The following is a 25,604-nucleotide window of genomic DNA, read 5'->3' on the forward strand; positions in this document are numbered from 1 at the left end:
GTGGGACTCATGCGTTGGGGACGTGACCCCAATTATCCCATGATGTCCAGAATAATTTGGCGCACCTCGCGCCGAGTCAACCGGGGCCACTCCGGTCCCCGCGGCGTCAGCGGACGAATGTCCGGGGACACATGCGGCTGCGGCGCGGCGGTGGTGCCGTTCGTCGGGGTGATTGCGGTCGTCATAAAAAATCCTCCGGCCCGGTCGGGTGTTTCCCCGCCGGTTCTTGTCTCGGTTTGTGTGAAAGACCGCTCCGGTGCGCATGGATGCACCGCGGCGAACACTGCAACGCTTGGACCGCGCAGAGGTTCTCGGCAAAAACGCGAACGGCATCCCAATCTAAACGGGACAAGACCCGGACCCAGGGCGGGGGCCGGCGAACGCATCGCGCAGAGCGACTTCGGTTCGTTCTAAGTGGTGCCTCGGCCGCCGTATGCAAGCGCAAACATGGCAGCAGGCGGGCGCCGCCCCGCCTACCACACAAGTGGAGGCAGCGCGGCTACCTTCAGGGGCCCTAGGAACAGCGCCTGGTTCTGCACGGTGACCGGCGCGGTCAGCACCGGCTCGCCGCCGGGCTCGGCTGGGCGGGCAAGCATGGTCAGCATGGTGCGGGCGAAGGCCAGCTCCTTCGGGCGGAACACGCCCTGGAGGGCGTCCAGCACAGCCTGGAAGCCGCGCACCTCCGCGGTCAGGGCGGCCTGCGGCTGGAGGGCGGCGTCGAGCGCCAGCGTGCCGTTCATCGCCAGCTTCAGCGGCCCCCAGTCGAGCTTCAGGCTGTCCAGCTGGACCGTGCCGCCATCGCGGCTCCACGCCGACAGGCTGGCCGGCTCCGGCTTGGGCGGGCGGCCCATCACGCGGGCGGTGACCAGCGCCCGCTCCACCTGCCGTCCCAGCGAGCCCGGCGCCTCCTGCGGCAAAGTCACGCCGCTGGCGGTGGCCGAGACGGACAGGCCCGCGTCGCCGTGGCCGGCCGGCGGCTCGGCCGGCTGGGTGGCGGTCAGGTCGAGTGCTGCGACCGGCACGGGCAGGGCCTCCGGCTGGGCGACGAGGTCCTTGAGGCCAAGCTGGAGTTCCACCGGCTGCCCGCCGAAGGTCAGCAGGACGTGCCCCGCGCCGCCCCCCTTGGCCTGGAGGGCGAAGGGCGGCTGGTTGGCCTGGACCAGGGTCAGCCGCTGCTCCCCCGGCAGGTCCAGTGCGATGCGCGTGTGGTTCCAGGGCGGCGCCTCGGCCACCAGCCGGGTCCCCTGCCACTCCACCCCGCGGGTGGCGAGGTGCGGGGCCTCCAGGGCGGCGCGGATGGACAGGGGATAGCCGGTCACGGTCAGGCCGCGATGCTCCACCATCGTTCCGGCGGCGCGCTGCTCCTCGATCCAGGCGAGCACGCCGCGCTCCACCGCCGATGCCGCCTGCCACCACCAGACGGAATAGGCGGCGATGGCGACGGCCAAGGCCAGGATGACGGCCCCGATGACCTTATGTGTGCGCATGTGTGGCATTTCCGTTGTATGACACCCACGTTATAGCGGGCAGGCCGGGACCGTGCTAGCATTCACCCGGTCGGCGCAAGATCGCGCCAATTGAATACTTCTGGGACATGCTGCTCGATACGCAATCGCTTGTTGCCGAGCTTCCGGTTGTTGCGCCGAACCGCGCGACGCCACCCGCCACCCCCCGCCATCCCCCCCAGTGGACCATGGACATCACCGTCGACACCGGCGCGGATCTGTGGGTTTTCGGCTACGGATCCCTGATGTGGAACCCCGGCTTCCCGTTCCTGGAAAGCCAGCCCGCGGTCATCGGCGGTTACCACCGGCGCTTCTGCGTCTCCTCCCACCGCTACCGCGGCACGCCGGAACGGCCGGGGCTGGTGCTGGGGCTGGACCGCGGCGGCTCCTGCCGGGGCCTCGCCTTCCGCGTGGCGTCGGAGCATGTGCCCGCGACCCTGGATTACCTGTGGGAGCGGGAGATGATCAACCGCGTCTATCGGCCCAAGATGGTGCCGGTGCGGCTGGGCGGCGGCCGGGGGCCGGTGAGTGCCTGCACCTTCGTGGTGGACCGCCGGCATTGCCAGTATTGCGGCTGCCTCGACGAATCCACCATGGCCGACCGCATCGCCGGCTGCCGCGGCGAGCGCGGGCCGAACCTGGACTATCTCGCCAACACCGTCGCGCATCTGGAAGAACTGGGCATCCGGGACAAGAGCCTGTCCAGCCTGCTCGCCGCAGTGAAGCGCCGCATAAACCCTTAGATCCGTAGGTTGGGTGGAGCGCAGCGCAACCCAACACCCGTTGCATCGCCGGGGATGTTGGGTTGCGCTTGCGCTCCACCCAACCTACGCGGCCTGCTGGCGGTCACGCTGGCGGATCTTATATGGAAGGGCATGCGACCCCTTCCGATTGTCTTTTCCATCCTCATCGCCGCCTGTGCTCTGCCCGCCTGGGCGGCGGGGCTGCACCATGACCTGGACGTCACGCTCGACCCGAAGACGCGGCGGCTGGAGGTGGTGGACCGGCTCCATCTGCCGGCGGGGGACCGGACGCTGCATCTGGCGCCCGGCCTGACGGTCGGGGAGGCGACGGCAGGCGGGCGTCCGCTCGCCGTGAACCGGAGCGGGGCGACGTTGCGGCTGGCGGTGCCGGAGGGGGCGGGGGAGGTGGTCCTGCGCTACGCCGGGACCCTGGCGCCCCTGTCCGCGGAGGCGCGCGGCGACGGACCCATGGCCGGGGAGGAGGGGGCGTATTTGCCGGCCGGGAGCGGCTGGTTTCCCTCCGCCGGAGACGAGCCGCCGACCTGGAGGCTCGCCGTGCGCGTGCCCGCCCCCTTCGTGGCGGTGGCGACCGGCCGGCTGCTGGAGGAGGCGCGCGGCGGCGACCAATACCGCGCCGTCTTCGCCGAGGACCGCGCCGTCGAGGAGCCGTCGCTCTTCGCCGGACCCTGGCAGGTGAAGGAGCGGCAGGACGGTGACCTGCGCCTGCGCACCTATTTCCACCCCGAACAGGCCGGGCTGGCCGACGATTATCTGGACCTGTCCGCCCGCACCATCGACGAGCAGTCGCGGCGCATCGGCGCCTACCCCTTCGCCGGCTTCTCCATCCTGTCGGCGCCGCTTCCCGTGGGGCTGGGCTTTCCGGGGCTGACCTACATCGGGCGGCAGGTGCTGCCGCTGCCCTTCATCCGGGCGCAGTCGCTGCCGCACGAGATCCTGCACAACTGGTGGGGCAACGGCGTGCGGGTGGGGGAGGGCGGCAACTGGTGCGAGGGCCTGACCACCTTCATGGCCGACTACGCCGCCGCCGAATCGCGCGGGCCCGACGCGGCGCGGGCGATGCGGCTGGACTGGCTGCGCGACTACGCCGCCCTGCCGGCCGACCGCGATTCGGCGCTGACCGCCTTCCGGTCGAAGACCCACGACGCGTCGCAGATCGTCGGCTATGGCAAGGCGGCGATGCTGTTCCAGATGCTGCGCGCGGAGATCGGGGAGAGCGCCTTCTCCGACGGCATCCGCCGCTTCTGGACCGACCACCGCTTCAAGGACGCGGGATGGACCGACCTGCGCCGCGCCTTCGAAGGCGCGTCGGGCCGCGCCTTCGAAGGCGCGTCGGGCCGCGACCTCGGCCCCTTCTTCGAGCAGTGGCTGACCCGCGTCGGCGCGCCGACCCTGCGGCTGGCCGATGTGAAAGCGGACGGCAACGCGGTCACGCTGACCGTGCAGCAGGGCTCCCCCACCTACGCGCTGACCGTGCCGGTGGCGGTGGAGACGGCGAACGGCACGGTGTGGGACAGCGTCCGCCTCGACGGGCGGCAGGGCACCGCGACGATCCACACCGACGCTCCGCCCAAGGCGGTGTCGGTCGACCCGGCCTTCGACCTGTTCCGCCGGCTGGCCCCGGGCGAGGCGCCGCCGATCCTGCGCGACGTGACGCTCGACCACGCCGCCAACATGGTGATCGCGGCGGACGGGGACGCGGCCCAGGCGGCCCGCGCGCTGGCGGAGCGGCTGGCCGACGGCAAGCCGCGCGTCGTGGCACCCGACCGGACGGACCCGGTGGCCCCGCTTGCCCTGATCGGCACGACGGAGGGGGTGGACCGGCTGCTCGCCCTCTACCGGCTGCCGCCGGTGCCCGACAGCCTGGAAAAGCGCGGCACGGCGCGGGTCTGGGCCTTCCGCACGGCGCAAGGGCGCGCGGTGCTGGCCGTGGCCGGCGACGACGCGGCGGCCTTGCAGTCCCTGCTGCGCCCGCTGCCCCATTATGGCCGGCAGAGCTGGCTGGTGTTCGCCGGGACGAAGGCGGAGGACCGCGGAGTCTGGCCGGCGGGAGACAGCCCTTTGCGCCGGTCGCTCGACTGAAGACTCTGGCCTTTCGCACAGTACCCATGGAGCATACCCCCGCCTTCGCTTGTTGAAGGGGAAATCGCGCGTTTCGCGCGCACCCTGCGGGAGGATGCAATGTCTCGGACAGCGAAGCTTTTCCTGGGTTCCGTGATGGGGATCGGCATGGCGGCGGCGCTCGCCCTGCCGGCGGCTGCGGCGCCCGGCGACATCTATGCGGTGAGCGGCGAGAAGGTGAACCTGCGCGCCGCCCCGTCGGACAACGCCTCGATCCGCTCGACGGTCGGACGCGGCGACGAGGTGATCGAGCTGAAGCAGGAGGGCAACTGGCTCGGCGTGCGGTCGATGCGCACGGGCGAGGAGGGCTGGGTCTTCGCCGACCTCGTGAAGCGGCGCACGCCCAGCACGCTCAGCGGTGCGTCGGCGGCGGCGTCGGACGCCGGCTTCGGCCGGATCTCGTCGGGCTTCGACGGGCTGATGGCGAACATCAACAACCAGCTCGGCTACCGCATGGCGGAGCGGGTGGAGCAGACCAACGACGGCGGCCTGCGCGTCATCCCGACCCAGGAATGGCTCTACAACACCAGCCGCGAGGCCAAGATCTACGCGGCCCTGGCGCTGTACGAGATGTGGAAGAACCACAACAACGGGCGGCCGGTGAACGTGGCGCTGGGCTCCCCCGGCTCCTCCGCCATCGCCATCGAGGACGGCAACCGCGGTCCGGAGATGGCCCTGCCGATGATGGGTGCCTCGCGGTAACGGCCTGATGGCGTTTGCGGAAGCCCCTCTCCCTTGAGGGGAGAGGGGTTGGGGTGAGGGTGACGCCAGCGGAGCTGGCCGGAAATTCATGTCCGCCCTGCCGGGCGTAACGACCCCTCATCCCAACCCTTCTCCCCCAAGGGGAGAAGGGCTTCATTGTTCGTGTCCCTTCCCCAAGTGTGCCCCCCGCGCGGCATTCTTGATCCGCATCAACGCCCGTTCGCCCCGCGGTCGGCCAAATGCCGTCATGCGTGGGCGAACGGGCGGGGGCCATGAAGTACGTCGATGAATTCCGGGACGCCGGCCTTGCCCGCGGCCTCGCCGCCGCCATCGGGCGGGAGGCGGCGACCGGACGGTCCTATCACCTGATGGAGTTCTGCGGGGGGCACACCCACGCCATCTCCCGCTACGGCATCCCGGACATGTTGCCGGCGAACGTCCGGATGATCCACGGGCCGGGCTGCCCGGTCTGCGTGCTGCCGGTGGGGCGCATCGACGACGCGATCGCGATCGCGCGCCAGCCCGGCGTGATCCTCTGCACCTATGGCGACGTGCTGCGCGTGCCGGGCTCCGGCCGGGTCAGCCTGCTGAAGGCCAAGGCGGGCGGGGCCGACGTGCGCATGGTGCTGTCCACCATGGACGCACTGCGCATCGCGGAGGAGAATCCCGGCCGCGAGGTCGTCTTCTTCGCCATCGGCTTCGAGACCACCACGCCGCCCACGGCATTGGCCATCCAGGCGGCGCAGGCCAAGGGGCTGGCCAATTTCACCGTCTTCTGCAACCACGTGCTGACCCCCTCGGCGATCCAGAACATCCTGGAAAGCCCGGAGGTGCGGGAGCTTGGGACCCTGCCGCTGGACGGCTTCATCGGGCCGGCCCACGTCTCCGTCGTCATCGGCAGCCGCCCCTACGAGTATTTCGCGGAGGAATACCGCAAGCCGGTCGTCGTCGCCGGGTTCGAGCCGCTGGACGTGCTCCAGGCCATCCTGATGCTGGTGCGGCAGGTGAACGGGGGGCGGGCGGAGGTGGAGAACCAGTTCACCCGCGCCGTGACCCGCGACGGCAACCGCAAGGCCCAGCGCCTCGTCGCCGAGGTGTTCGAGATGCGGCGCAGCTTCGAATGGCGGGGCCTCGGCACCGTTCCCTACAGCGGCCTGCGCATCAAGGAGTCCTACGCCGCCTTCGACGCGGAGCGGCGCTTCGCCGTGCCCGGCCGCTCGGTGCCCGACCACAAGGGCTGCGAGTGCGGGGCGATCCTGCGCGGGGTGAAGCGGCCCAGCGACTGCAAGCTGTTCGGCACCGTCTGCACGCCGGAGAACCCTATGGGGTCCTGCATGGTGTCGGCGGAGGGGGGCTGCGCCGCCCACTACACCTACGGGCGCTTCCGCGACCACCAGAATGCAGGGGCGGCCTGATGCGCATCCTGATCCTCTGCCACGCCTTCAACAGCCTGACCCAGCGCCTGTATGTGGAACTGGCGGAGCGCGGGCATGCGCTGTCGCTGGAATTCGACGTCAACGACGCGGTGACGCGGGAAGCGGTCGGGCTGTTCGGACCGGACCTCGTCCTCGCCCCCTTCCTGAAGCGCGCGATCCCGGAGGACGTGTGGCGCCGCGTGCCCTGCCTCGTCGTCCATCCCGGCCCGCTCGGCGATCGCGGGCCGTCGGCGCTGGACTGGGCGGTGCTGGAGGGGGCGGAGCGCTGGGGCGTGACGCTGCTCCAGGCCAACGGAGAGATGGATGCGGGCGACGTCTGGGGTTCCGTCCCCTTCGCCATGCGCGAGGCGCCGAAGGCCAGCCTGTACCGGCACGAGGTGACGGAGGCGGCGGTCGCGGCGGTGCTCGACGCGCTGGAGCGCTTTGCGGCCGGGGGCAAGCCGACGCCCGTCGATCCTGCCGATCCTGCTGTGTTTGGCCGAGCCCGCCCGGCGATGCGGCAGGCCGACCGGGCCATTGACTGGAGCCGCGACGACACCGCCACCGTGCTGCGCAAGATCCGCAGCGGCGACGGCATGCCCGGCGTGCGCGACCGGATCGGCGACCGCGAGGTCAGCCTGTTCGACGCCCGGCCGGAGCACAGTTTACGTGGCACACCCGGCGCCCTGGTCGCTCGCTGCGAGGGGGCGCTGTGCCGCGCTACGGTCGACGGCGCGGTGTGGATCGGCCACCTGAAGCCGTGGGACTCGGAGATATCGCTGAAGCTGCCCGCCGCGCTGGTGCTGGGCGAGGAGGCCGCGCGCCTGCCCGAGGCACCAGGCTACCGCGACCTGTGGTACGAGGAGGCAGACGGCGTCGGCTGGCTGCATTTCCCCTTCACCAACGGCGCTATGAGCGTCCGGCAATGCGAGCGGCTGCTCGCCGCCTACCAAGCGGCCTGCCGGCGCGACGTGCGGGTGATCGTGCTGGCCGGCGGCGACGATTTCTGGAGCAATGGCATCCACCTGAACGTCATCGAGGCGGCGAACAGCCCGGCCGACGAGTCCTGGCGCACCATCAACGCCATCGACGACCTCGCCCGCGCCATCCTGACCACCGGGGACAAGCTGACCGTGGCGGCGCTGGCCGGCAACGCCGGGGCCGGCGGCGTCTTCCTGGCGCTGGCCGCCGACCGCGTGTGGGCGCGCGGGGGCGTGGTGCTGAACCCGCACTACAAGGGGATGGGCAACCTCTACGGCAGCGAATACTGGACCTACGTCCTGCCGCGCCGCGCCGGGGAAGAGCGCGCCCGCGCCGTGACCGAGGCCCGCCTGCCCATGGGCGCGCCGGAGGCGCGGCGGCTGGGTCTGCTGGACGAGGCGTTCGGGCGGGGCGTGGCCGATTTCCGGGCGGCGGTGCGGGACCGCGCCCGCGCGCTGGCCGCCGATCCGGCCTTGCCCGTGCTGCTGGAGGAGAAGCGCCGCCGCCGCGCGGAAGATGAGGCGGTGAAGCCGCTGGAGGCCTACCGGGCGGAGGAACTGGAGCGCATGCGCCTGAACTTCTACGGCTTCGACCCCAGCTACCACGTCGCGCGGTACAACTTCACCTTCAAGGTGCCGAAGTCACGCACGCCGTTGTACTTGGCGCGGCACAGGATTCTGGCCCCTTCCTGGCCCTCTCCCGCGCAGCGGGGGAGATAGGGAGCCACGCGTCCGCGTGGAAGGGTGGGGGGCTTGGCCTGGAGCCATGGCCGAGATCGACCGGCGGCTTGCCATCCCGGCAGCCCGCCAGACCCACAGAGCGCGCCCACGGCGCCACCTGTTGGCACGCCTTCGGCGCGACCGTCACGATCCTCGTGAATGATCCAGGTGAGGATGGATTCAAACCAGAAAGAGTGGCCTTCTTGCGAAGGCACACCCTCAAAGCAGCTACAGATCCAGTCACGCTGTTACGTTTTGTATATTGATCCAATCGCTAAGCCAGAAACTTGATCCGTTGACATTCAGATATTCGATACGGCCAGCGCCAAATCCGCCACCGCTATAGAAGTTCTCGATTTCAACGAACTCAGACAGTGACCCGTCTGCCGCATCAGAATCGGTGTAAATCAGCAAGTTATTAGCGCTGTGTCCAATGACTGTTGCCGATTTAATCGTCAGCTGATTGATAATGGTCACGCCATTAACGCGAAGTGTGTCGTAATCTCCTTGAGTGTCGTAAATTTTATCTTGACCATCTGAGTTGAAATTAAATCCGTAAAAATCGTCCTTCTGCCCACCTTGCAAATAATCATTGCCAGTCTGCCCCCAGAGGACATCATTTCCTCCATCATAAGAATAGTCGCCAAGCAAAAGATCAGCGCCTGCGCCACCATATAAAGTATCATTATTATCTTCGCCAATCAGTGTGTCGTTCCCATTTTCGCCGGCGAGTAAGTCGTAACCGTATGATCCCCAAAGTTGGTCGTCGCCAGCTCCGCCATAAAGAGAATCATTCCCAACATCACCATCAATGGTGTCATTGCCACCGTTTCCGTAAATGGCATCGGCGCTCTGCGTGCCAGTGATGTAATGTGCATTATCATCGTCTGAATAGGTCGCCATTTTATCCTCGCTTTACGTATGTAGGAGTCGAGGCTAGACCATATATCTCTAAATAAAGCATAAGTCAATACCATTTTACTAGCTAGTGACTTCCATTCTAGTGTATAAAAGTGTGTCATGCGAATGCATGATAAAGGACAGTTTCTGTAAGTACTGCCAATCCTTAGATATCGAACTATCCATCGGGGCGAATTCTCGGCGTGCGTAACAACACTTGTTAACAGGTTTTTTAATTTGTATGTTGCAATGTGAGTAACCATAAATCAGATGCAGTCTGAGGAATTCTCAAATAAGAGATGGGGGCAGAAATGGGAACTTTTCAGCCGATCACGAAGGCCGCGCAGCCAATGGCTCCGTCAACGTGGCAGCCTGTTGCATCTTCAGCAGGAAGCAGCGTGGCCGCGGCCGGCAAGCCCAAACTTGCAGCAGGAGACAGCGTGTCGGTTAGCAAGCTCGGTCAAGCTTTGAAAGGTGTGGCGGCTGAAGCTTTTAACCAACTTAGTGATAAGGCAAAAGGATTTCTTGAGAATCTCGTTAAATCCGGAGCGGTCAGTGCCAAGGAAGTAGCATTGGGCCTGCGATCAGCGGCCAGCGAGGCGACGTTCTCAAGGTATGTTGCTGAGCGACCTCAAGATGAGGAGGACAAGCAGCGTCTAGCTGCCGCGGATGCGGCATCGGAAAGGATGCGCAATTATGCGAGCGATCTTGGCTCTGCTCGCATTGCGTTCAGCGCCGCTCGCGACAAGCTGCGTAAGCAACAGGCTGGCGGTGAGCTTTCCGCCACGGAAGTGCAAGAAAAACTCGCCCCTCTCCAGGAGGATTTCGCAAAGTCGGTCACTGCCCTTGATAAAGATTATTCCCCAGAACAGAGGCAATCCGATTTATCGCAAGGCGATACAGGAGGTCTTGCCAAAAATATGAATGGATTCGTGGCGGCTATTTCCAATAATATGGGGGAAGACGGACTGATTAGTCCTTATTCATCAGAGGGAAAAGCCGCCGGAGAGAAGTTGTTCAAGCTGGGATTTCGGGAAGAAGTTTTTGGAAATGCATTCAAGTCATTTGCTAATGGCGTTGACTTGCCCGGCATCGGCCGGAAGGTCTCAACACGGTCTGGATCGTCAGCCCCGTCCACAAACGAAACATCTGCAGCGTCACAGCAGAAGAGTGCGGCTACGGCCAAGGGCAAGTTCCCGGTTACCGCGCCAGTGGATGGGGCGCAGGTGCCGAGTGCTCTCGACCCCGGCAATGCCAAGACGGCTATGTCGATTTTGAAGGCGGCATCGGGCGCTAATGCAAAGAGCAATACGCCTGCCACCGCTGTGCCCGCCGCCTCCGAAGAGGCCAACGCCAATTTGATGGCGCTGATGGATGCGCTGAAGAGCGGCGTTAGCCCCTCGTCGCCCTCTGTCAAGATCGATACCTAGCCCGGATCATTCATCAGAGCTGAATCCGGCGCGGTGGGCGCGAGGTTAAGCCGCTGAATTCCTGTGTAATTCTGGTGCTGAAGCAGTCTCCCCAGGGATCAACGGAGTTCACGCCCGCCATGGCCGGGAGCCCTGGGGTTCTGCCCGGCTTGCCATCCCGGCAGCCCGCCAGACCCTCGGAGCGCGCCCACGGCACCATCCTTCGGCGCGACCGTCACGATCCTCCTGAATGATCCGAGCCAACTCACCAGGGCAACAATGACGGCAGCAGGCTGCACGCGCTGAAGAACAGGGCGCCGGTCACGAATTTCCAGTAGGCGACGGTGCGGCAGCGGTCCAGTTCGTCGGCGGTGATCGCGCGGGCGCGCTGGACGGTGGTCACGGAACGGGCATCCAGGATCCTCATGACGCGATCTCCCCATAGGTCTGATCGCGAGCCTAGGCACGCACCCGCCGCACGGCATTGATCCGGAGCAATCCTCTTCACGGGCCAATGTGACAAAGCGGCGGCGGAACGTGCCGGAAACCAGGGAAATATCGGGGTAGCGTGCATCCCCCCGCGCCCCGGCACAGTTACCGGGTGGCGCAGTTGCAGGATGGCATTGTGGGAGACGCGCCATGCAGGAACAGATCGGGACGGCCGGCGCAGGCCCCCGCCCGCCGTCACCGGCTCACAAGCCGCTCTACACCAACCTGTATTTCCAGGTCCTGTGCGCCATCGCGATCGGGATCGCGCTCGGCTACTTCCAGCCGGCGCTGGCGGAGAAGATGAAGCCCTTCGGCGACGGCTTCGTGAAGCTGATCAAGATGCTGATCGCGCCGATCATCTTCTGCACGGTCGTGCACGGCATCGCCAGCATGGACGACATGAAGAAGGTCGGCCGCGTCGGCGTGAAGGCGATCCTGTATTTCGAGGCGCTGACCACCGTCGCCCTGGTCATCGGGCTGGTCATCGTCAACCTGTGGAAGCCCGGCGTGGGCATGAACGTCGATCCCTCCACGCTCGACACCAAGGCGATCCAGACCTACACGCAGGCGGCGGAGAAGACCGGGGCGGTCGATTACTTCCTGCACATCATCCCGGACACGGTCGTCGGCGCCTTCGCGGAGGGCGAGATCCTCCAGGTGCTTCTGTTCGCGATCCTGTTCGCCTTCGGCCTGCATTTCCTGGGCGAGCGCGGCAAGCCGCTGCTGTCGGTCATAGACCTGACGTCGGCCGCGCTGTTCAAGGTGGTGGGCATCATCATGCGCGTGGCGCCGCTGGGCGCCTTCGGCGCCATGGCCTTCACCATCGGCAAGTACGGGCTGGGCACGCTGCTGTCTCTGGGCAAGCTGATGGCCGGCTTCTACGCCACCTGCCTGCTGTTCGTCTTCGTCGTGCTGGGCACCGTCGCGTGGTTCGCCGGCTTCAACATCTTCCGCTTCATCCGCTACATCAAGGAGGAGCTGCTGATCGTGCTCGGCACCTCCTCCTCGGAATCGGTGCTGCCGCGCATGATGGCGAAGCTGGAGAATCTGGGCTGCGACAAGTCGGTGGTCGGGCTGGTGATCCCGACCGGCTATTCCTTCAACCTGGACGGCACCTGCATCTACCTGACCATGGCCGCGATCTTCCTGGCGCAGGCGACCAACACGCCGCTGACGCTGGCGCACGAGCTGGGGATCATCGGCGTGCTGCTGCTGACCTCCAAGGGGGCGGCGGGGGTGACGGGCAGCGGCTTCATCGTGCTGGCCGCGACGCTGGCGTCGGTCGGCACCATCCCGGTGGCGAGCATCGCGCTGATCCTCGGCGTTGACCGCTTCATGTCCGAGGCGCGCGCGCTGACCAACCTGGTCGGCAACGGCGTCGCCACCATCGTGGTCGCCAAGTGGGAAGGCGCCCTGGACGAGGAGCGCATGCACCGTCAGCTGGCCCATGAGACCGGTGCCGACGCCGACAACCCGGAGGACGCGATGGCCGGGCGGGAAGCCGCGCATCGCTAAATTTTCGTGGGTCGGCGTTTTTGTGGGGTATGCCATTCGATCATTGCAGGGCTAACGGTTTTGCCGCGACGGGAACGAGACTGCTAGGGTCCCCCGGATTGTTTGTGCTCAAGAAAGTAACCGGAGGGGATCTCAATGAAGCGTCGTTCGTTCCTGACCAGGGGCCTGACCACGGCCGGCGTCGGCGTGGCGGCCAGCACGCTGGCGGCCCCGGCGATCGCCCAGTCGACTCCGGAACTCCGCTGGCGCCTGGCGTCCAGCTTCCCGAAGAGCCTGGACACCATCTATGGCGGGGCCGACGTGATCGCCCGCCGCGTCGCCGCGATCACCGACAACAAGTTCCAGATCCGCCCCTTCGCCGCCGGCGAGATCGTGCCCGGCCTGCAGGTGCTGGACGCCGTGAAGGACGGCACGGTGGAATGCGGCCACTCCGCCAGCTACTACTACGTCGGCAAGGACCCGACCTTCACCTTCGACGCCACGGTGCCGTTCGGCCTGAACGCCCGCCAGCAGAACGCCTGGATCATGCAGGGCGGCGGCATGGAGCTGCTGCGCGACTTCTTCAAGGACTACAACATCGTCAACTTCCCGGCGGGCAACACCGGCGTCCAGATGGGCGGCTGGTTCCGCAAGGAGATCAAGACGGTCGATGACCTGAAGGGCCTGAAGTTCCGCATCGGCGGCTTTGCCGGCCAGGTCCTGCAAAAGCTCGGCGTCGTGCCGCAGCAGATCGCCGGCGGCGACATCTACCCGTCGCTGGAAAAGGGCACCATCGACGCCGCGGAGTGGATCGGCCCCTACGACGACGAGAAGCTGGGCTTCAACAAGGTCGCCAAGTACTACTACTACCCCGGCTGGTGGGAAGGCGGCCTGAACGTCTCCCTCTACGTCAACCAGCAGCAGTGGGACCAGCTGCCGAAGCCGTACCAGGCGGCGCTGGAGGCGGCCTGCTATGAGGCGACGCTGGTGATGAACGCCAAGTACGACGCCGACAACCCCGCCGCGCTGAAGCGCCTGGTGGCCGGCGGCGCCCAGCTGCGCCCCTTCTCGCGCGAGATCATGGAGGCGAGCTACAAGGCGGCCACCGAGCTGTACGACGAGACGGCCAAGGCCAACCCGAAGTTCGCCAAGATCTACGAGCCGTGGAAGAAGTTCCGCGACGAGGAATACCTGTGGTTCCGCGTCGCCGAGAGCAGCTTCGATAACTTCGCCTTCACGGCGGGCCAGCGCCGCTAAAGGGTCCGGTGCGGCGTTTCGGCGCCGCACCGTTTTCCGCGCAATCGTCAGGCGGCTTTCGCGTCCGCCGCCACCTTCTGGGACAGGCGCTTCAGGTCCTGCGCCGCGCGGTCGGCGATGCGCTGGGCGGCCACCAGGGCGTCCGTATAATTCCCCACGTCCGGCGCGATCTCGCCGGCCGCGTCCGACATCTCGTCGAGCGCCTTCACCGCGGTGTCGATCAACCGGATGACCAGCCCCGCGGGGCCGTCGGCGTTGTCGTAACCAGCCATTCCCAATTCTCCTCGGTTGCGCAAAGCGTTCCGAACGACACCCGGGGAGAGTTTCCGGCCCGCCCGGCAAAACCGCAAGAGCCTTGTTGCAGCGCACAGCAATCGCGCCCCTTCGTCGGCATAGGCGCCGGGCTTGCGCAAACGTGGCCGGGACTGGCCGTTTGGGCGATTGGAACAGGGCAGGGGGGATGTCACGTTCTTAGGACGGTGGCGATGGAGATGCTCATGTCCGACGCGCAGGATGAAGTCTTTGCCATGCAGGGGCGGGAGGTGCGCAAGCCGCTGCCCGTGCCGGAAATCGCCAACTCGGCGCTCTCCTCCGCGGCGGCGCTGTTCCGCCGGATCGAGGCGCAGCCCCAGGACGAGTGGATCGTCGGCGACGCCGGCCCCTACGGAGCCTTCACGCCCCCGCCGTCCGCGCCGGTCACCGAACGGGTGCCGTCCGAACTGCTGGCCCGGCGGGAACTCGCCGCGAGGCTGGACGGCGGCATCGCCATGGACGACGGTGCCTGACAGGGGCCTTTGCCTGGGTCAGTTGTTCTTGCGGAACAGCTCGACCAGCTTCGCCAGCACGCCAGGGTCGTCGTAGCGGCCGAGGAACAGGTCGCCGATGGCCCGGCGCAGCAGGATGCTGATCCGCGCCCGCGCCCGGCCATGGACGGCGCCCTCCAGCCGGCGGCAGCGGTTGCACAGCAGCCGCACGCGCTCCACCGGCGCGTTGGTGATGCGCAGAGCCTCCACGCTGACCAGCGTGTCGGTGGTGGCGGCGTATTCCACCGGCGCCGGCCAATCCACCCGCCGTCCCCGAGCGTCGCGCCACGTCTCGTCCGCGCCGTCGTACCACCGTCCATCCGGCAACCCGCGCACCACGACCCCGTCCGGCCGCCCACAGCAGCGGCACCGCAGATTCCCCGACGACTCGCCCACCCGCACGGGGTCGAGATAGGGCGCCCGAATCTGCGCCCGCGTCTGCCGTCCCCGCATTCCACACTCCACGCCAGCCCAAACGAAGGGGCGGGACAGTGTCACAGATCGGCGGCCGAGGCACGTGACCTTTGGCCGTTCGGGTGCGTTGGCTTGTGAGCCGTGTAAGAGTCCGCATTGCGCGAATTGCGGGCTTTCCGTCGGCAGCTGTTAGCCTCCAACAGCGGATGTTTGCTGATTCATTGCGTCAGCTTTCATGGCCCGGTCGCTTCCGTCGCGCCATCAGACGAGAAAAGCCGTTTGGCTATGTACGAATCCAGATATCTTCTGTTTCGGATACCGCTCTTCAGGTTGTCTGGAAACCTATCCTTTTCCTTCCATGGCTGTGTTGCTAAGATGGTGAAAACAGTCGAAGCCGGCCATGCTCATCGGAATCAGAGGCAAGCCTGAGGATGTCCTTCCTTTCCTCCCATATGTGAAGGCAGGAGCGGACAGCGCGAAGGAAGAATTGGGGTTTCTGCCCAGCAAGGTCTATGACGACCTTGCTATCTCGGGGAAACTGCTGGTGGCGACCGTCACCGCCGCCGGCAAAGAAATTTACGCTGGACATCTCATGTTCGGGGGCATTTACCCCCATGCCAAGGTGTTCCAGCTTTTCGTTGATTCGGCCTGTCGTGGGAACGGGATTGCGGGTCGTTTGATTGGCTACCTGAAGGAACGACTGACCGCAAGCCAGTGGCTCAGTATCAAAGCCAGCGTGGCCGACGATCTGGCGGCGAATGATGTCTGGGCGCATATGGGTTTCCGTATCGTCAGGACTAGGGCTGGCGGCAGCGCCCGAAAGCGGCGGATCAATATACGAGTTCTGGAACTGGATACTCCATCACTTTTTATTCTCATGCGTAATGCTACGCAGAACGAAGGTTTGTGTTTGGTGGAGCGCCTTTCTCAGCGCCCAATTTATTTGATCGACCTGAATGTCCTATTTGACGTTATTCGTAAGAGGCCTCGTTCATCGTCGGCAGCTAAGGTCATACGGGCAGGCTTGATCAACAGCATTCGTCTCATGGTCGCGGCCGAGTTCACGGCGGAACTGCTTCGTACCTCGGCGGACACGAGCAATGATCCAGTTCTTGCGTTTGCCAGCCAGTTGGATGTCCTGAGCAGGCCGCCTGAAAAAACAGTCCGCTCCCTGGTTAGCAAACTGGCTCCCGTGGTCTTTCCTGAACGGGCGGCCCGCGGAACCCTCACAGAGCGCGACAAGTCCGACCTGATCCACGTTGCCACCGCGATCCACCACGGCGCAGCGGGGTTCGTCACCAGCGAAAACGCCATTCTACGCGCAAGCGGATATCTAAACGAAATCCACAAAATAGATGTCATCGGTGTGGAGGAATTTGCACGGATTGTTGATGTGGGCATCCGCGTACCTAGGGTATCCATCACAGACGCAGCCAGCGGTCCCCTCCGTTCCCACCGCAATCATGAAAATGACCTTGTTCAAGCCCGCGCATTCTTGGAAGCGATGCGCGCGAAAGCGTCATTCATCCATGAAGCTTTGGATTGCCAGGGAAGCCCTGCCCAATGGTTGCTGGTCACGGGCGAGAGCGGCGCTTTAGGCTTTGCTAAGTGGGAGGTGCATGGGGGGATAAAGCGTGTTGCCGACGTGTATTTGTGCGTTGATGAGGGACACCATGCGGCGGAAACCATCATCGACTACTTGGTTGATGTCATCCCTCGCGAACTGAGCGACGTTGCCCCAACCCTTGTTCGATTGCATATTCCATCGGGTCAGATGATGACACGCCAAGTCAGTCTGTCGATGGGATTTCTGCCTCCCGATAAGACGCCCGCTGGTGCATCCACGCTGCAGCGCCTTGCGGTTGGGCGAGTAGTCTCAGCCGAAAATTGGAACCCTGTTCGCAAGTCCCTCGTCTCGGTTGCTACGCTATCATTGCCGGTGCAAATTCCGACCTTTACAACTGCTAACCCCTCCTTGCTCGTAAACACGGGGCAGCGGGACATAGAGATGTCCCTGGCCGAAATCGAACGGAGCTTGTCGCCTGTTCTCTTCTTGTTCCAAGGGCGAGATGGTGTTATCGTTCCGATCCAGGAGCAGTATGCTCGTGAACTACTCGGCTCTAGTCCTCAGCTTTCGATGTTAGCTCCACCAGAGGCAATTTTGCGGCGAGAGCGCGTGTATATCAGCGCACCAATCACGCACCGGCGTATGGCGCCAGGGACACCCATGATTTTTTACGAATCACTGGATGGCAATGGACGAGGATGTGCAATCGCACTTGCTCGGATCACCAACAGCAGGGTAGTGAGCAAGGCGGAAGCACTGGGAAAGGTGAAGCGGCGGGGAGTGCTTGATGATCGCACGCTGGAGCAGCGGAGCGTGGGAAAGGAAGTGACTGAAACGTCCTTCGACAATATTTTTCTTTTTAAATCTCCTGTGCCTCTGGAACGCTTACGCCAGTTGGGTTGCATTGATGGCTCGAATCTTGTCAGTGCAAGAACCATATCGTTTGATAAGCTGACACAAGTGGTACGGGAAGGGCGCATTGATGGCTGAGACCGAGGACATCCTTATTTCGGTCCATCCCCGCCATGTCGACAGCATGGTGCGGGGGCAGAAGACCGTTGAGCTTCGGCGCCGCCCCCTGAAGGTGGCCAACGGCTGTCGTGTCTGGATTTACTGTACGCTCCCTCGTGGGTCCGTTGAGGTTCTGGGGATCGTCCATACGGTCGTTGCTGCCCCCCCGTCTAAAATCTGGCGCGATTACGGGCGGCAGAGCGGAATCACCAAAGCAGAGTTTGATGCGTATTACGAAGGCGTTGATACTGCATATGCAATCGTGTTCTCGTCGGTGGAGAAACTAAATTTGACCTTTGCTCTGGCAGAGATCAGGCGACACCTTAGCAGCTTCCATCCTCCGCAATTTTTTAAGCGCCTTGCCACGGGCGGACCCGAACTCAATCTATTTGCTGCCGCCCTCCCTTCCTCATCAGGCGTCTGTGCGTGAGCATTGTTCAGGCATTCGGAAATCCACCAATCCTTGCCGGAACAACAACCCCTATCCATCCTCGCGAACAACCACCTCTGCCGACGCAAGCCGAAGCAGCAGGTTCCGGCGCCGGTGTTGGCGTGAGGGAAGCAGCTCGTAGAGAAACGTCTCGATGGGTTTCCAGACCGAGACCCAGCCCAGGATGACGAAGCTTTCCTGCAGGATCCGGGTCATGGCGCGGGCGGTGAGATGGTGGGAGATCTGCCAGGCGAGGAAGAGGCAGGCGGACAGGGTCGCGAATCCGATCAACGCCTGTTGGCGCCATATCTGGACGGCCTCGCGGAGGCGCTTTTTCTCGGCGGCGGCGCAGGCGGCGAAATGGCCGGTCAGGGCGGACGCGATGTCGAAATTGGGGTGTCGCGCCAGGGTTCCGGCCGGCAGGTGGAGGGTGATGCGCAGCGGCTGGCCGTCCGGCTGCTCCTTCGCCCGGTTCAGGAGATAGGCCTCCGCGTCCTCCGTCAGGGTGCCCGCGCGGAAGGGTGACGGGTCGAGGCAGCGGAACAGCTGCGACAGGTCGCACAGCCGGATGTCGATGCCGCCATCATTATCGTCTCTGCGGCTCTCCGCCCGCATCGTCGTCCTTGTGTCCATGGTTGTGGGCTCCGGGCCGGTCATGCGGTCGATGGGGGGAAGGGCGGTGGGATCGGCGAGCGTTCCGGCGCCATCTCCCGGCGGCCGAACCACGCCACGTAGAGGGTCGGCAGGAAGATCAGCGTCAGCAGCGACGCGACGAGCAGGCCGCCCATGATCGCGAAGGCCATCGCGCCCCAGAAAACCGTGAAGGCGATGGGGATCAGGCCGAGCACGGTGGAGGCGGCGGTCAGCATGATCGGGCGGAAGCGGGACCCGCTCGCCGCGATCACGGCGTCATTGATGCCGCGGCCGGCGCTGCGCTCCGCCTCGATCTGCTCGATCAGGATGACCGCGTTCTTCGCGATCATGCCGACCAGCGCCAGCACGCCGAGGATGGCGACGAAGCCCAGCGGTTGGCCGGAGGCCAGCAGCGCCAGCACGACGCCGATCAGGCCGAGCGGCACCACGCTCAGCACCAGGAACAGGCGCTGGAAGCTGCGGAGCTGGATCATCAGCACGGTCAGGACGAGCAGAAGCATCAGCGGGACGACGGCGAAGACCGACTCGCGGCTCTTGGCGCTCTCCTCGGCGATGCCGCCGACCTCGATGCGGTAGCCGCGGGGGAGGGAGGCGGAGAGATCCGCGATCTGCGGCGCCAGGGCGTCGATGGCGGTTTCCGGCAGGACACCCGGCGCCACGTCCGCTTGCAGCGTCAGGGTCGGCACCCGGCCGCGCCGCCACACCAGCGGCAGGTCCTGGCCGTAGTCGAAGGAGGCCAGCTGGCTCAGCGGGACGCTCCGGCCATTGGGAAGGGGCACCGGCAGGCTGCGCAGCGTCTCGATGGACAGGGTCTGGCCGCGGGCGTCACGGGCCAGGACGTCGATCAGGTAGATGCCGTCACGGATGGGCGTGACGGCGGTGCCGGAGACGGTGGCGTCCAGCATGGCGGCGACGGCGGCCGAACTCAGGCCCAGGCGCCGCGCCTCGTCCTGGTCGATGCGCACCCGCAGCGTGCGCGCGGTTTCCATCCAGTCGAAGTTGATCCGCCGTGCCTCTGGCGAGGTGCCGACGACCTGCGCGAGCCTCAGCGCGATCTCCCGCACCTGGTTCGGGTCGGGACCCAGGACGCGGTACTGGAGCGGCCATCCCACCGGGGGCCCGAGTTCCAGCGGGTAGACGCGGGCGACGGCGTTCGGGAATTCGTCGGCCAGCAGGGTCTCCAGGCGGGCTTGCAGCCGCTCCCGCGCCGCCACGTCGGTGGTCACGACCACGGACTGGCCCATGAAGGGGTTGGCGAGCTGCACGTTCAGCGGCAGGTAGAAGCGGATCGCGCCGCGCCCGACGTAGCTGCTCCAGCGCTCCACGCCCGGCTCCTTGGCGAGCAGCGCGTCGAACCGCTCGACCGCCTCGCGGGTGGCGTGGATCGACGCGTTCTGCGGCAGGCGCAGGTCGACCATCAGCTCGACGCGGTCCGACGGCGGGAAGAACTGCCGCGGGACGAGGCCCAGCGCCGAGATCGCCAGGACGAACAGGCCGAGCGTCGTCGCGATGGTCAGCCAGCGCGCCCGGATCGCCGCCTCCAGCGCGCGGCGGTACAGGCGCATCACGGCGCCGGGCTCCTCGGCCTTTCCGGGCTTGGGCGGCTTCAGCAGCATGGTGCCCAGGACAGGCGCGAAGACGGTGGCGACGAGCCAGGACGCGATCAGCGCGATGCCCACCACCGCGAAGATGGAGAAGGTGTACTCCCCGGCCGAGCTTTGCGCGAAGCCGATGGGCACGAAGCCGGCGATGGTCACCAGCGTGCCGGACAGCATGGCGAAGGCCAGCGTCTTGTAGGCGTAGACGGCCGCGACCTCCATCCGGTCGCCGGCGGCGAGCCGCCGCGTCATCGCGTCCACCGTGGTCAGCGCGTCGTCCACCAGCAGGGCGAGCGCGATGATGAGCGCACCCAGCGACACGCGCTGGAGGTCGATGCCGGCCAGATCCATCACGGAAAAGACCATCGCCAGCGTCAACGGGATGGTGATCGCCACGACGGTGCCGGCGCGCAGGCCGAGTGCGATAAAGCTGACCACCAGCACGATGACGATGGCCTGCCACAGCGAGGTGATGAAGTCGGAGATCGCCTCGTCCACCGTGCGCGCCTGGTCGGCCACCGGGTGCGCCTCGATCCCCACCGGCAGGTCGGCGTTGACCCGCGCCATCTCCGCCGTGATGTTCCGGCCCAGCGCCAGGATGTCGCCGCCCGGCCGCATGGCGATGGCGAGCCCGATGGCCGGCTTGCCGTCCACCCGGAACAGGGGCTGCGGCGGGTCGGCGAAGTCGCGGCGCACCTCCGCCACGTCGCGCAGGCGCAGCATACGGCCCCCGGCCACGAAATTGACGTCCAGGATGTCCTGCTCCGACGCGAAGGCGCCGGACACTTGCAGGGACAGCGCCTCCTTCCCCGTGCGCAGCACGCCGGCCGGGCGCACCGCGTTCTGCGCCTGGAGCGCCGCGATCAGCGCGCCGGGCTCGACGCCCAGGCCGGCCAGCGTCTCCAGCGAAAAATCGACGTGGATGCGCTCGTCCTGCTCCCCCAGCAGCTCGATCTTCGCGACGTCGGGGACGAGCAGCAGGCGGGAGCGCACGTCCTCCACCGCGTCGCGCAGCTCCCGGTGCGTGAAGCCGTCGGCGGTGAAGCCGTAGATGATGCCGAACGTGTCGCCGAAGTCGTCGTTGAAGCCGGGGCCGAGCACCCCCTGCGGCAGGGTGTGGCGCATGTCGCCGACCCGCTTGCGCACCTCGTACCAGGTGTCGGACACCGTGCGGCCATGGGCGCTGCCCACCAGGTCGACGAAGATCACGGTCGTGCCGGGGACGGTGTAGCTGCGCAGCGTGTCGAGGTTCGGCACCTCCTGCAGGGTGCGCTCGATCCGCTCCGTCACCTGCTGGAGCGTCTCGTCCAGCGTGGCGCCCGGCCAGTGCGCCTGCACCACCATGGTGCGGATGGTGAAGACCGGATCCTCCGCCCGGCCGAGCTTCAGGAACGCGACGGTCCCGGCCACCACCACCCCGATCATCAGGAACAGGACCAGGGAGCGGTTGCGGATCGCCCATGCGGAGAGGTTGAAGGTGCTCATGAGCCCTCTCCCAAAATGCGGACCTTCTGGCCGGGGCGGAGCGCCTGCACGCCGGCGGTCACCACGATCTCGTCGGCCTCCAGGCCGCGCGCGACCATGACCCGGGCGAGGTCGTAGCGGTCGAGGTCGATGTTGCGCAACGCCACGGTGTTGGTCGCCCGGTCGACGATCCAGACCGCCGGCTGCTGGTTCGCCTGGGTCAGGGCGGTGGCCGGAATCTCGATCCCGCCGACGCCGCCGACCTGCATCGACCCGTTGACGGTGGAGCCGAGCCGCAGGGCCTCGGGCGGGTCCTGCAGGCCGACGCGGACCTTGAAGGTGCGGGTGACCGGATCGGCCTGGGGCGCCACCTCGCGCACCCGGCCGATGGCGCGCACGGTGGGGTCGGACACCAGGGAGACCGTAACGACGGGGTTGGCGGGCGCGTCCCGGATGGCCGAGGCCGGCACGTCGAACACCGCGTCGCGCCCGCCCTGACGGGCCAGATGCACGATCATGCGGCCGGCCGCCACCACCTCCCCGGGCTCGGCCCCGCGGGCGGTGACCGTGCCGGGGCCGTCGGCCACCAGCTCCGTGTAGCCCAGCCGGTCCTGCGCAGTGTCGAACTGCGCCTGCGCCGCGTCGACCTGCGCCTGGGCGGCCTTCAGCGCCTGCGCCGCGGCGTCGTAGCGGGCGCGGGTGGTCCAGCCCTGGCGCAGCAGGGTTTCCTGCCGCTCGTAGTCGTTGCGCGCCAGGGTCTGCTGCCCCATGGCCGCGGTCAGGTTCGCCCGCGCCGCGCGCAGGGCGTTGCGGGTCGGCTCCGGGTCCAGGCGGGCGACCACCTGGCCCGCCTGGACCGTGTCGCCGACGTTCACCAGCCGCTCGACCATCCGGCCGTCGACGCGGAAGGACAGGCTGACCTCGTCCTGCGCCTGGATCTGGCCGGGAAGCGTCAGCGTCTCGCCGGCGTCTCGCCGCTCGACCGCCGCCACCCGCACCGGGCGCACCGGATCCGCGACGGGCGCTTCGTCGGCGTCGCAGGCCGCGAGCAGGAGCAGCGACAGGAGGGCGAGCGACGCACGACCGTGATGCAGACTGTTGTTCATCGGAGCCTCCATTCATGCCGTGCCGGGCTAGAGCCCGAAGCTCCGGAACAGGCCGGCCAGGACGATCAGGACGACCAGCGCGATCATCGGGATGGCGGCCGCGACGACGAACACGTCGCCGTAGGCGTCCCGGTGGCTGAGCCGGCAGACGGTGAGGAGCGTGATGACCGCGCCGTTGTGCGGCAGCGCGTCCAGCGCGCCCGAGGCGACCGCCGTCACCCGGTGCATCACCTCGAGCGACACGCCCGTCGTGCGCGCCATGTCCACGAAGGTCGGGCCGAGCGCGTCCAGCGCGATGCTCATGCCGCCGGACGCCGATCCGGTCATCGCGGACAGCACCGACACCGACGCCGCGACCGACACCAGAGGATTGCCGCCGCCGAGCGCCAGGACGGCCTGGCTGATGACGTCGAAGATGGGCAGGGCGGCGATCACCGCGCCGAAGCCGACGAGGCTCGCCGTGTTGAAGATCGGCAGGACCGAGGCATCGGCCCCCTGGTCCAGGCTGGTGCGCAAATCGTCCAGGCGGTGCCAGTTGCCGGCGATCAGCAGAAGGATGGCGACCGACAGCGACACGATGACCGCCCAAACGCCGCGCACGGTCTCGATGGTCGTCGCACCGAACTTCGGTTCGGCAAGGAAGGCCGTGTCCATCCGCGGAACGACGACCTGGATGAACAGGAAGTTGGTGACGATGACCACGACGATCGGCAGCACCGCCAGCGCCGCCGGGGGCAGGCGTTCGGCGTCGGGGTCCATGGCCGAGGCGGGCTTGGCGGAGATCTCCACGATGTCGAAGCCTTCGGCCTGCGCTCGCTCCCGCGTCGTGCGGTCCAGCGCCGGGGCGCAGTCGACATGGTCGCCGTAGCCCTCGCCGGCCGCCTGCGCGCGGGCGGCGCGGCCGTTCAGCCACAGCACGCCCAGCGCGAACATCACCAGCCCCGACACGATCCCCAGCGCCGGCGCGGCGAAGGCCGTGGTGCCGAGGAAGGGCATGGGGATCGCGTTCTGGATCGCCGGCGATCCCGGCAGGGCCGACATGGTGAAGGTGAAGGCACCGAGCGCCAGCGCGCCGGGGATCAGCCGCTTCGGGATGTCGGCGTTGCGGAACAGGGCGGCGGCGACCGGGTAGATTGCGAAGGCGACGACGAAGGCCGAGACGCCGCCGTAGGTCAGCACGGCGCAGCACAGCACCACCGCGACCACCGCGCGCTCCGGCCCCAGACGGGCGCTGACCAGCCGGGCGAGCGACCGCGCCGAGCCCGTGTCGTCCATCAGCTTCCCGAAGATCGCGCCGAGCATGAACAGCGGAAAGAAGGAGACGATGAAGGACCCGGTGTTGCTCATGAAGATCTGGGTGTAGGCGCCGAGGATCGGCAGGCCGCCGGTCAGCAACGCCGCGAGCAGCGCCGTGGCGGGGGCCGCGATCAGCAGGGTCACGCCCCGGTAGGCCAGACCCATGAGCAGCCCGAGCGCGACGAGGACGGCGGCGAGATCGGTCATGCTGTTCGCTCCATGTGGCGCTTCATGTGCCGCTTCATCTCAGGCCGGCTCGGGGTAGCGCGCGTCGTAGGGGTAGCGGGGGAAGTCCGCGCCGAGCCGCCGCCAGTCCGCCAGCCAGCGCTCCGTCACCGTCCGCCCTTCTTCGCGAAGCGACGCGAAATAATCCGGGCTGCGGTTGAACTTCGAGGTGTGCTTCAGGCCCCAGGCGGTGTCGCGGGTCATCTTGATGGTGCGGACCGCGACGATCTTGCGGCTGTCCAGCGGGGGGTGGCCGTCCCCGTAGCGCTCGATCCAATGGTTGATCGTCATGATGCCGTCCAGCTCCTGGTTCAGCGACAGGTTGCCGGCCAGGTCGTTTTCCCGGTCGCGGATGTCCTCCAGGCCGATGTTTGGGGAGGCGGGCTGGAATTCCTGCGGGTTGATGCGGACGATCCAGATCTCGTCGGGCTTCTCGTCCTTGGTTTGCCCGTCCAGAAGGTCGCGCACCGGCGGGTTGCGCGAATAGAGCCCGTCCCAGTAGAAGCCGTTGCGGGTGACGGTCCGGCCCGGCGTGCAGGTGGGGAACACCATGTCGGGGATCACCTGCGCCGGCAGCACCTCCGGCAGCGTCCCCGACGCCGCCACGCCGTCCAGCGAGATCGCCCGGCGCATGCGCCAGCGCGTGATGTCGTACTGGCTGATCGCCCGCCCGTCGGGACGCAGGCCCATCTGTTCCAGCGTCTTGTCGGAATCGAACACCTCGAAGTTGCCGCTGAGGACCTCGATGGCGCCGGCCAGGATCCGGATGTCGGCCTTGGCCAGCGCCGGCCAGTCGATGGCGTCGAAGTTCGGGCAGAGGTCCCGCAGCAGCTCCGCAAAGCCCAGATACTGCGGGCGCGCCCCCATCATGGCGAGGCTGCTCAGCGCGAGCTTGCCGCAGGCAGCATACGGATTGGCTTCCGGCAGCGGCATGCCCTGCGATTTCCAGCCCAGCAGGGTGCCGACCAGCTGGTTGTGCGCGGCCTCCACCGGGTTGGCCGCGGCGAAGGTCGTCCAGAGGAAGTCCAGCCGCTCGATGGCCTTCTCGACGGTGCCGCAGGCCGGGTCGGCCGTGTTCGGGACCAGCCCGTACCAGGTCGCGAGCGCACACAGCGCGCCGGCCGAGGTGCCGCTGACCGCGACGATGTCGAAGGTCTCGCCGCCTTGCGGGTCGGCGTCCCACCGCGTCTTCGTCGTCAGGATGGTCCGCAGCACGCCCCAGGTGAACGCGGCGTGCGTTCCCCCGCCCTGACAGGCGATCGCGACCTTTTTTGTGGCCATAT

The 25,604-nt window shown here is 66.6% G+C and carries 22 protein-coding genes; 11 read left to right on the forward strand and 11 right to left on the reverse strand.

The genetic code is table 11. The annotated features are described in order from the left end of the window. Positions 1 to 32: 32 nt before the first annotated feature. A complete protein-coding gene (locus J2851_RS11520) occupies positions 33 to 185 on the reverse strand; it encodes a hypothetical protein (protein WP_209766416.1) in 153 nt (50 codons plus the stop codon). Positions 186 to 473: 288 nt separating this feature from the next. Beyond that, positions 474 to 1,487 carry a DUF2125 domain-containing protein gene (locus J2851_RS11525; protein ID WP_209766417.1) on the reverse strand — a complete coding sequence of 338 codons (1,014 nt, stop codon included), beginning with the start codon at positions 1,485 to 1,487 and terminating at the stop codon, positions 474 to 476. Positions 1,488 to 1,693: 206 nt separating this feature from the next. Here J2851_RS11525 and J2851_RS11530 point away from each other — a divergent pair, with 206 nt between their 5' ends. The 5 genes from J2851_RS11530 to J2851_RS11550 all read left to right on the forward strand — a co-directional run bounded on the left by J2851_RS11530 (position 1,694) and on the right by J2851_RS11550 (position 8,204). Further along, positions 1,694 to 2,248, forward strand: a complete 555-nt coding sequence (locus J2851_RS11530) for a gamma-glutamylcyclotransferase (RefSeq protein WP_246500587.1) — start codon at positions 1,694 to 1,696, stop codon at positions 2,246 to 2,248. A 132-nt stretch (positions 2,249 to 2,380) separates the two neighbouring features. Beyond that, positions 2,381 to 4,348 (forward strand): M1 family metallopeptidase, encoded by a 1,968-nt coding sequence (locus tag J2851_RS11535; RefSeq protein ID WP_209766419.1) that lies wholly within the window; start codon positions 2,381 to 2,383, stop codon positions 4,346 to 4,348. A 99-nt stretch (positions 4,349 to 4,447) separates the two neighbouring features. Continuing rightward, positions 4,448 to 5,089: an SH3 domain-containing protein gene (locus tag J2851_RS11540; RefSeq protein ID WP_209766420.1), complete on the forward strand. Its 642-nt coding sequence runs from the start codon at positions 4,448 to 4,450 to the stop codon at positions 5,087 to 5,089. 272 nt (positions 5,090 to 5,361) lie between these two features. Continuing rightward, positions 5,362 to 6,504 (forward strand): hydrogenase formation protein HypD, encoded by a 1,143-nt coding sequence (hypD, locus tag J2851_RS11545; RefSeq protein WP_209766421.1) that lies wholly within the window; start codon positions 5,362 to 5,364, stop codon positions 6,502 to 6,504. Continuing rightward, positions 6,504 to 8,204, forward strand: coding sequence for a hydrogenase maturation protein (locus J2851_RS11550; protein ID WP_209766422.1), 1,701 nt, complete (start codon positions 6,504 to 6,506; stop codon positions 8,202 to 8,204). Before hypD ends, J2851_RS11550 begins: the two co-directional genes overlap by 1 nt. Before the next feature lie 240 nt (positions 8,205 to 8,444). Here the strand turns inward: J2851_RS11550 and J2851_RS11555 are convergent, their stop codons facing one another. Next, complete coding sequence (locus tag J2851_RS11555; protein ID WP_209766423.1) at positions 8,445 to 9,107, reverse strand: calcium-binding protein; 663 nt, start codon at positions 9,105 to 9,107, stop codon at positions 8,445 to 8,447. A 437-nt stretch (positions 9,108 to 9,544) separates the two neighbouring features. Between J2851_RS11555 and J2851_RS11560 the strand changes: the two genes are divergently transcribed. Then, positions 9,545 to 10,534 (forward strand): hypothetical protein, encoded by a 990-nt coding sequence (locus J2851_RS11560; protein WP_209766424.1) that lies wholly within the window; start codon positions 9,545 to 9,547, stop codon positions 10,532 to 10,534. A 244-nt stretch (positions 10,535 to 10,778) separates the two neighbouring features. Here the strand turns inward: J2851_RS11560 and J2851_RS11565 are convergent, their stop codons facing one another. Beyond that, positions 10,779 to 10,940, reverse strand: a complete 162-nt coding sequence (locus J2851_RS11565) for a hypothetical protein (protein ID WP_209766425.1) — start codon at positions 10,938 to 10,940, stop codon at positions 10,779 to 10,781. A 212-nt stretch (positions 10,941 to 11,152) separates the two neighbouring features. On the opposite strand from J2851_RS11565, the gene J2851_RS11570 reads away from it, so the two are divergent. Beyond that, positions 11,153 to 12,517 carry a dicarboxylate/amino acid:cation symporter gene (locus J2851_RS11570; protein ID WP_209766426.1) on the forward strand — a complete coding sequence of 455 codons (1,365 nt, stop codon included), beginning with the start codon at positions 11,153 to 11,155 and terminating at the stop codon, positions 12,515 to 12,517. 135 nt (positions 12,518 to 12,652) lie between these two features. Further along, complete coding sequence (locus tag J2851_RS11575) at positions 12,653 to 13,753, forward strand: TRAP transporter substrate-binding protein (RefSeq protein ID WP_209766427.1); 1,101 nt, start codon at positions 12,653 to 12,655, stop codon at positions 13,751 to 13,753. A gap of 47 nt (positions 13,754 to 13,800) precedes the next feature. Here J2851_RS11575 and J2851_RS11580 read toward each other — a convergent pair whose 3' ends face one another. After that, a complete protein-coding gene (locus J2851_RS11580; protein ID WP_209766428.1) occupies positions 13,801 to 14,025 on the reverse strand; it encodes a hypothetical protein in 225 nt (74 codons plus the stop codon). A 225-nt stretch (positions 14,026 to 14,250) separates the two neighbouring features. Between J2851_RS11580 and J2851_RS11585 the strand changes: the two genes are divergently transcribed. Beyond that, complete coding sequence (locus J2851_RS11585) at positions 14,251 to 14,538, forward strand: hypothetical protein (protein WP_209766429.1); 288 nt, start codon at positions 14,251 to 14,253, stop codon at positions 14,536 to 14,538. Between the two features lie 18 nt (positions 14,539 to 14,556). Here the strand turns inward: J2851_RS11585 and J2851_RS11590 are convergent, their stop codons facing one another. After that, positions 14,557 to 15,009 (reverse strand): hypothetical protein, encoded by a 453-nt coding sequence (locus J2851_RS11590; RefSeq protein WP_209766430.1) that lies wholly within the window; start codon positions 15,007 to 15,009, stop codon positions 14,557 to 14,559. 361 nt (positions 15,010 to 15,370) lie between these two features. Here J2851_RS11590 and J2851_RS11595 point away from each other — a divergent pair, with 361 nt between their 5' ends. Both J2851_RS11595 and J2851_RS11600 read left to right on the forward strand, forming a co-directional pair. Beyond that, positions 15,371 to 17,527 carry a GNAT family N-acetyltransferase gene (locus J2851_RS11595; protein ID WP_209766431.1) on the forward strand — a complete coding sequence of 719 codons (2,157 nt, stop codon included), beginning with the start codon at positions 15,371 to 15,373 and terminating at the stop codon, positions 17,525 to 17,527. Continuing rightward, positions 17,520 to 17,978: an ASCH domain-containing protein gene (locus J2851_RS11600; protein ID WP_209766432.1), complete on the forward strand. Its 459-nt coding sequence runs from the start codon at positions 17,520 to 17,522 to the stop codon at positions 17,976 to 17,978. The genes J2851_RS11595 and J2851_RS11600 overlap by 8 nt, the downstream gene beginning before the upstream one ends. A 51-nt stretch (positions 17,979 to 18,029) precedes the next feature. Here the strand turns inward: J2851_RS11600 and J2851_RS11605 are convergent, their stop codons facing one another. The 5 genes from J2851_RS11605 to J2851_RS11625 are packed head-to-tail and all read right to left on the reverse strand — an operon-like array spanning position 18,030 to position 25,602. Continuing rightward, positions 18,030 to 18,611: a hypothetical protein gene (locus J2851_RS11605; protein WP_209766433.1), complete on the reverse strand. Its 582-nt coding sequence runs from the start codon at positions 18,609 to 18,611 to the stop codon at positions 18,030 to 18,032. 20 nt (positions 18,612 to 18,631) lie between these two features. Continuing rightward, the gene (locus J2851_RS11610; RefSeq protein WP_209766434.1) at positions 18,632 to 21,715 is read right to left on the reverse strand and encodes an efflux RND transporter permease subunit; all 3,084 of its coding nucleotides are present in this window, start codon (positions 21,713 to 21,715) and stop codon (positions 18,632 to 18,634) included. Beyond that, positions 21,712 to 22,800 carry an efflux RND transporter periplasmic adaptor subunit gene (locus tag J2851_RS11615; RefSeq protein WP_246500588.1) on the reverse strand — a complete coding sequence of 363 codons (1,089 nt, stop codon included), beginning with the start codon at positions 22,798 to 22,800 and terminating at the stop codon, positions 21,712 to 21,714. Before J2851_RS11615 ends, J2851_RS11610 begins: the two co-directional genes overlap by 4 nt. A 27-nt stretch (positions 22,801 to 22,827) precedes the next feature. Continuing rightward, a complete protein-coding gene (locus J2851_RS11620) occupies positions 22,828 to 24,303 on the reverse strand; it encodes a GntP family permease (RefSeq protein ID WP_209766436.1) in 1,476 nt (491 codons plus the stop codon). Between the two features lie 39 nt (positions 24,304 to 24,342). Next, positions 24,343 to 25,602, reverse strand: a complete 1,260-nt coding sequence (locus J2851_RS11625; RefSeq protein ID WP_209766437.1) for a patatin-like phospholipase family protein — start codon at positions 25,600 to 25,602, stop codon at positions 24,343 to 24,345. Positions 25,603 to 25,604 lie beyond the last annotated feature (2 nt).

Origin of the sequence: Azospirillum rugosum (assembly GCF_017876155.1) — a bacterium.
GTDB lineage: Bacteria > Pseudomonadota > Alphaproteobacteria > Azospirillales > Azospirillaceae > Azospirillum > Azospirillum rugosum.

Excerpts from the sequence above, each read along its gene's own strand:
- J2851_RS11520 (WP_209766416.1), bottom strand. The coding sequence starts at position 185 with ATGACGACCGCAATCACCCCGACGAACGGCACCACCGCCGCGCCGCAG.
- J2851_RS11525 (WP_209766417.1), bottom strand. The coding sequence starts at position 1,487 with ATGCGCACACATAAGGTCATCGGGGCCGTCATCCTGGCCTTGGCCGTC.
- J2851_RS11530 (WP_246500587.1), top strand. The coding sequence starts at position 1,694 with ATGGACATCACCGTCGACACCGGCGCGGATCTGTGGGTTTTCGGCTAC.
- J2851_RS11535 (WP_209766419.1), top strand. The coding sequence starts at position 2,381 with ATGCGACCCCTTCCGATTGTCTTTTCCATCCTCATCGCCGCCTGTGCT.
- J2851_RS11540 (WP_209766420.1), top strand. The coding sequence starts at position 4,448 with ATGTCTCGGACAGCGAAGCTTTTCCTGGGTTCCGTGATGGGGATCGGC.
- hypD (WP_209766421.1), top strand. The coding sequence starts at position 5,362 with ATGAAGTACGTCGATGAATTCCGGGACGCCGGCCTTGCCCGCGGCCTC.
- J2851_RS11550 (WP_209766422.1), top strand. The coding sequence starts at position 6,504 with ATGCGCATCCTGATCCTCTGCCACGCCTTCAACAGCCTGACCCAGCGC.
- J2851_RS11555 (WP_209766423.1), bottom strand. The coding sequence starts at position 9,107 with ATGGCGACCTATTCAGACGATGATAATGCACATTACATCACTGGCACG.
- J2851_RS11565 (WP_209766425.1), bottom strand. The coding sequence starts at position 10,940 with ATGAGGATCCTGGATGCCCGTTCCGTGACCACCGTCCAGCGCGCCCGC.
- J2851_RS11570 (WP_209766426.1), top strand. The coding sequence starts at position 11,153 with ATGCAGGAACAGATCGGGACGGCCGGCGCAGGCCCCCGCCCGCCGTCA.
- J2851_RS11575 (WP_209766427.1), top strand. The coding sequence starts at position 12,653 with ATGAAGCGTCGTTCGTTCCTGACCAGGGGCCTGACCACGGCCGGCGTC.
- J2851_RS11580 (WP_209766428.1), bottom strand. The coding sequence starts at position 14,025 with ATGGCTGGTTACGACAACGCCGACGGCCCCGCGGGGCTGGTCATCCGG.
- J2851_RS11585 (WP_209766429.1), top strand. The coding sequence starts at position 14,251 with ATGTCCGACGCGCAGGATGAAGTCTTTGCCATGCAGGGGCGGGAGGTG.
- J2851_RS11590 (WP_209766430.1), bottom strand. The coding sequence starts at position 15,009 with ATGCGGGGACGGCAGACGCGGGCGCAGATTCGGGCGCCCTATCTCGAC.
- J2851_RS11595 (WP_209766431.1), top strand. The coding sequence starts at position 15,371 with ATGCTCATCGGAATCAGAGGCAAGCCTGAGGATGTCCTTCCTTTCCTC.
- J2851_RS11600 (WP_209766432.1), top strand. The coding sequence starts at position 17,520 with ATGGCTGAGACCGAGGACATCCTTATTTCGGTCCATCCCCGCCATGTC.
- J2851_RS11605 (WP_209766433.1), bottom strand. The coding sequence starts at position 18,611 with ATGGACACAAGGACGACGATGCGGGCGGAGAGCCGCAGAGACGATAAT.
- J2851_RS11610 (WP_209766434.1), bottom strand. The coding sequence starts at position 21,715 with ATGAGCACCTTCAACCTCTCCGCATGGGCGATCCGCAACCGCTCCCTG.
- J2851_RS11615 (WP_246500588.1), bottom strand. The coding sequence starts at position 22,800 with ATGAACAACAGTCTGCATCACGGTCGTGCGTCGCTCGCCCTCCTGTCG.
- J2851_RS11620 (WP_209766436.1), bottom strand. The coding sequence starts at position 24,303 with ATGACCGATCTCGCCGCCGTCCTCGTCGCGCTCGGGCTGCTCATGGGT.
- J2851_RS11625 (WP_209766437.1), bottom strand. The coding sequence starts at position 25,602 with ATGGCCACAAAAAAGGTCGCGATCGCCTGTCAGGGCGGGGGAACGCAC.